Origin of the sequence: Mesorhizobium sp. J18 (assembly GCF_007829525.1) — a bacterium.
GTDB lineage: Bacteria > Pseudomonadota > Alphaproteobacteria > Rhizobiales > Rhizobiaceae > VLJP01.
In genome coordinates, this window is sequence record NZ_VLJP01000076.1 from 1 (window position 1) to 5,375 (window position 5,375).

Genomic DNA, 5,375 nt, shown 5'->3' on the forward strand with positions numbered 1-5,375 from the left:
GAGAAGGCCATCCAATGTGCCCGTTACAGTCGTGGCGACGTCACCCACGACATCATCGAGCGTGCCCGTCACCGTCGAGGTGATGCCGCCCACCACGTCGTCCAAAGCGTCGGTTACCGTGTCGAGCGTTCCTGTGACCGCTTCGACAGTGCCCGTCAATACGGAAGGCACGGTGTCGAGCAGGCCATCCAGCGTGTCCGTGACGGTCGAAACAGGGCCGGTGTCGCCGCCACCAAGCAAGCCCCCGAGAAGGCCATCAAGCGTGCCCGTCACGGTGGATGTGATGCCATCGACTAAGTTATCGAGTGTGTCTGTGACCGTTGAACCCAAGCCGCCGACTACATCTTCCACTGTTTCCGCTACTATCGCGCCAAGGCCATCGAGCGCGTCGGTCACTGCTGTCACGCCCTCACTAACCACATCATCGAGGCTGCCCGTTGCTGTGGATGCGATGCCGTCCGTCAAATCCTCAAGATCGCCGACAAGCCCAATGCCTCCGTTGTCCAAGCCACCGCCGAGCAAACCACCGATGAGGCTTCCAATGCCACCCACGATGCCGTCAACTAAATCGACTAGATTTTCTGCTGCAGTCGGACCAGCATCAAGACCATTGGCATCACCATCCGAAACAGAACTCTGCGACGATTCCTGCTGACCGGTTTCGCTTGCGGAAGACTGATCGCCTTCGTTTTCCTCACTATCGGCAGCAGCCATATCTGATGAATGCTCGGACGAAGTCTTCTCCGTGACACTATCCGAAAGCGTTTCTTGCCCGCCTTGACCGGCATCAGTTGACGCTTCTGCAGCAATTTCCGCCGGTTGGGATGCGCCTGCGTCTTTGGTCAGATCGCCAGAATTCTGACCAGATACTGGCTGATCCATCGTGGCGACGGAACCATCCGTGCCTGCCGTCTTGCCATCGGCGTCTGATCCCGCTCCCACGCCCTGATGAGCACCCTCCCCGGCACCATCAGCCGCAAGACCGAACTCAGTTGAATTTTTGACAGCGGCCGCAGCAGCCTCTTTCTCAAAAAGCGTGATTCCGAGTCCTAAGGCGCCAGCGGTCAACGTAAAAGCGAGGCTGCTTTCCGTCTTGAAATTTGCTACCTTGGCAGGATCGACCCTGGATTGAAGCCGCCGTTCATTCGCATTACCTGCACCTGTTTTATCAGCGGTATGGAACATTGTTGCCTCACTGTTCTCGAAACGCATGGCCGATCTCATCCAACAGGGGTCCCAGAAGATAACCGGCTAGTGTTCGCGATTTGGTGGTCACGATCACTTCGGCCGGCATTCCGGGCTGTAGCCTGACCTTCGAATTGCGAAGGTCGTCTTGGTTCAGTTTCGCCCGCAATGCGAAATAGCTCGATCCGGACTGGGAATCAGTTATCTTGTCCGCGGACACGCTGATGATTTCGGCCCTCAGTTGCGGCCGATCATTTCTTGGAATGCCGACAAGCTGCACATCCGCTTCCGTGCCCGGCTTTACATAATTGATGTCGGACAAAGGCAATCGTGCTTCCACTATTATCGGATTGTCGTCAGGCACGATATCCATCATTCGGTCGCCGGGCTGGATGACGCCACCCTCGGTGAATACGGACAAGTCGACGATGGCCCCGCTTACGGGCGCCTTGATGATCGTCCGGTTCACGACATCCTGGGCTGCATCGAGCTTCGGCAATGCGCCAGCAAGCGCGGTCTGCGTCCGGCGAATCTGATTCGTTATCTCAGAGATTCGTTCGCGATCCAGCTTGGCCACAGCAAGTTCCGCCTCGCTGATCGCCTGTTTGGCGCCTGCAATGTCTGCCACACCTGAACCCTTGTCGGCAAGCACTTTGGCATACATTCTTTCAAGCTCGCGAACACGCGTCCTCGGCGTAAAACCCGATTCGAGGAGTTGTCTGGCCCCCTTCAGTTCTTCCTCCAGCGACTCGGCCTGAGCGGTGAGGCCTTCGATCTGCGCAGTCAAGCCCGCAATCTTTTCCCTAAGTTGCACCACATTGGAGGTCAGCATGCCCTTTTCGGCATCATATTGGAGCTCGCGCGCGAGCATGACCGCCCGCTCATTGGCAACCGCCTCCTCGATGCCGGAGCGATGCAGGTTTTCGGCCTCGAATCGATCCAGGCATTCGGGGCCGGCATTCTCCCTTTCGCATATCAGCCTTGCTTGCTCCGCCAGCAAGGCGACCACTTCGGCGTTTGCGATTTCGAGATTTGCCCGCGCTTCCGTGCCATCCAGCTCTACCAGAGGCTGCCCGCGTTCGACATGCTGGCCCTCCATGACCAGAAGTCGGGAAATCACGCCGCCATAGGGATGCTGGACCGCCTGTCTCTGCGCTTGCACCTGGAGGCTTCCTTCAGCAATAGCCGCGCTGGCCAAGGGGGCTGCATAGCCCCAAATCACGAACAGAAGTATGAACAGGAAAATCGCCGACAGCCCCAAGGATGCAGGCTTCAGCGGATTATCGTAAGGAATGTTGTAGCTTGCGGTGCGAACGGATTTCTTCATGCCGTCAGCCCCTCAATCGGCACGAAACTGAATGATTCAGGTGATCCCAGTTTGTCCATCCTGCCCGATTTCAACGTCAGGACCGTGTCAACCACCCGCAATATTGCAGGTTGGTGAGTAATCACCACAATCGCCGTGCCCTGCGCCTTCATGACGAACAAGGCATCGCTAAGCGCCTTCTCTCCGGCCACGTCCAAATGCGCGTTGGGCTCGTCCAGGACGAGAAGCTTCGGACGACCGAGCAAAGCTCTCGCCAGGCCAATGCGCTGACGCTGCCCGCCCGAAAGTCCGAGCCCCCCCGGTCCGAGCATCGTGTCATATTGCTTCGGGAGGCTCAGGATCATCTCGTGAATCCCGGCAAGAGTTGCCGCTTCAATCACTTCTTCGACGGAAGGATCGCCGAAACGCGCAATGTTTTCGCGGACCGTTCCCGCGAATAGCCCGACATCCTGGGGCAAATAGCCTGTGATGCGGCCGAATTCCAGTGGATCCCAATGGCTATAATTCAGTCCGCCGAAGGAAATCTCGCCTGCCGAAGGCTGAAGAGCGCCAATCAGGAGCTTGGCAAGCGTGCTTTTGCCCGACCCGCTAGGGCCGACGATCCCGAGCACCTCACCTTCCCCAATCCGGAAAGTGATACCTTCGAGGATCGGCTTTTTCCTGCCCATGGCCTGATAGGCGAGATCCTTGACCTCGAGCGCGGTTTGCTTGACGGGAACGATGGTCTTCAGGTCTGTTGCAGGATTCTCCTTCAGGATATCCCGCACCCGCTTATAGCCCAAACGGGCCGTAACGGCCTGTTTCCATGCAGAAACGGATTGTTCCACCGGCACTAGCGCCCGCCCCATGATGATGCTGGCCGCGAATATGGTAGCCGGCATGATGGCATGGTCCAGCGCCAGCCATGCACCGGTGCCGAGCATCAAGGACTGAAGCAAAAGCCTGGCAAATCTTATGCTCGCGGACAGCCAGGCATTGCGATCGCTGGCGAATGCCTGCTGGCGCAACATCCCGATGCGACTGCCCTGCCAATGCCGTTCAACAGCCGATTGCATCCCCATGGCGCGAATGACGTCGGCATGCTGCATGATGTTTTCGGTGAATGTAAAAGCCCGCCTTGCCGAGCCCTGGGCATTTTCTATGGGCTTTCTGGTGACAAATTCATTCAGGAAAGCCAGCCCAAGCAGCAGTATGGCGCCGATGGTCGCAACCACACCCAATACGGGATGAATGAAATAAAGCAGCCCGAGATAAAGCGGGATCCAGGGCAGATCGAACGCAAAATAGATTCCTGGCCCGGTAATGAAAGTCCGGAATTCGTCGAGCTCGCGGAGAGGTTGGGCTCCCAAGGAAAAGCCCTGCCGGGATGACTTTTGCACCAGCGCGGAAAAGAGGCGGCCGGACAGCTTCTGGTCGAGCAGTATACCGCATCTGATCAGGATCTGTGTCCGTGCCGCATCCAGGACAGCCATGACGGCCAGGGCGATCACGAGGATCAGGGTCAGCAAGACCAGTGTGGGAATGCTCTCGCTCACCAGGACGCGGTTGTAGACCTGCATCAGGTATAGCGGAGAACTAAGATAGAGAAGATTGATCGCGCTCGAGAATATGCCGACAATTGCGAAATGCAGCCGAAGCGACTTTATGGCCGCATTTATCTCATGGTCTGCCTGCTTCTCGGTGGATCGGGAAATAGACTTCGCGTCAGCCATGAACATCGGAAGCCCTCGAGGCCACTTGCACCTGCCTCACCCGCTTGAACAGGCAAACAAACGAGGCTCCGGTCGCACGACCGGCCAAACGAGAAAAGCTCCCATATGGTTCTGCGAGCCGAAACCGGCGACTCGAGATATTGACCACTGGCTCACCGCCGCTCAATCATGCGCCTGCAAGGTCACGGCACGCGCGCGCAATACAAGCCACCACAATCGTCAATGCCATCTCGCGGCGCATCCGCGGACGACAGGCACCTCTCATGTCATTCGTAAGAAATTGTCCCGGGGACGACGCCCCGGGACAAGAATCGGCAAATCAGCCCAGAAGGCCGCCGTCGCCGAGGACGCCGTCCAGAAGGCCGCCATCCGACCCGAGCAGACCGTCGCCGAGAAGGCCACCGCCAAGCACACCGCCGAGAAGACCATCGTCGCCAGTGACGCCACCAAGAAGACCGTCGGTAGCACCACCAAGAAGGCCATCAACCGTATCGAGAACACCATCGGCCGTACCGAGCGTATTCCCGAGCAGCGATTCAACTCCCAGCCCATGGCCGTCGGCGAGATTGTTGATCACACCGCCGGGGCCTACGATATTGCCGTAGCTGTTGGCAATGCCGCCGATCAGGTCGCCCTGTTCGACGCCTGTAATCAGGTCGCCGAGCAAACCATCGTCAGCGATCAGATTTCCCGTCGTGGTGAAAGCACTTGTGGAACCGGGTGATACGGTTTCCGCTACGTCATTGACGACATCATGCACGCCCCGCAGAAGGGACCCGACGCCGCCAAGCAATCCAGACAAACCACCAAGCATGACACACTCCTTGTTGTTAACATCCCAACTTTCTGTTTACGGAAAATCAGGAGGCAAGAGCCATTATAACCATGAAGCACATAACGCAACAAGGAAATAAAAGCTGTGGCATATTGCCCTGTGATCAGCCCCACTTGAGTGGTCCATTTTAAAAGTTAGTGCATCGCCGGTCTTTGGTCCATCGGAAGGATGGTTTCCGGGGCTGGCGGGSGRTAGCCCAATGCGCTGTGTGGTCGTTTCGTGTTGTAGTGCTTCCTCCATTGCTCGATCAGTATTTGTGCCTCGCGGAGGCTGTAGAAGACTTCTCCATTCAGCATTTCATCGCGGAAGCGGGCGT

At 57.4% G+C, this 5,375-nt stretch carries 5 protein-coding genes; all 5 read right to left on the bottom strand.

The annotated features are described in order from the left end of the window. The coding region (locus L598_RS19675) for a hypothetical protein (protein ID WP_144865428.1) at positions 1–1,212 on the bottom strand (1,212 nt) is incomplete at its 3' end. Beyond that, complete coding sequence (locus tag L598_RS19680; protein ID WP_144865431.1) at positions 1,193–2,512, bottom strand: HlyD family type I secretion periplasmic adaptor subunit; 1,320 nt, start codon at positions 2,510–2,512, stop codon at positions 1,193–1,195. The genes L598_RS19680 and L598_RS19675, both read right to left, overlap by 20 nt. Further along, on the bottom strand, positions 2,509–4,230 hold the full coding sequence (locus tag L598_RS19685; protein ID WP_246658850.1) for a type I secretion system permease/ATPase: 1,722 nt from the start codon (positions 4,228–4,230) through the stop codon (positions 2,509–2,511). Before L598_RS19685 ends, L598_RS19680 begins: the two co-directional genes overlap by 4 nt. 313 nt (positions 4,231–4,543) lie before the next feature. Next, positions 4,544–5,038 carry a hypothetical protein gene (locus tag L598_RS19690; protein WP_144865432.1) on the bottom strand — a complete coding sequence of 165 codons (495 nt, stop codon included), beginning with the start codon at positions 5,036–5,038 and terminating at the stop codon, positions 4,544–4,546. Positions 5,039–5,193: 155 nt separating this feature from the next. Further along, positions 5,194–5,375: integrase core domain-containing protein (locus tag L598_RS19695; RefSeq protein WP_144865434.1), on the bottom strand; the 182-nt coding region annotated here is incomplete at its 5' end.

Coding starts and splice junctions, on each gene's coding strand:
- L598_RS19680 (WP_144865431.1), bottom strand. CDS start 2,512: ATGAAGAAATCCGTTCGCACCGCAAGCTACAACATTCCTTACGATAAT.
- L598_RS19685 (WP_246658850.1), bottom strand. CDS start 4,230: ATGTTCATGGCTGACGCGAAGTCTATTTCCCGATCCACCGAGAAGCAG.
- L598_RS19690 (WP_144865432.1), bottom strand. CDS start 5,038: ATGCTTGGTGGTTTGTCTGGATTGCTTGGCGGCGTCGGGTCCCTTCTG.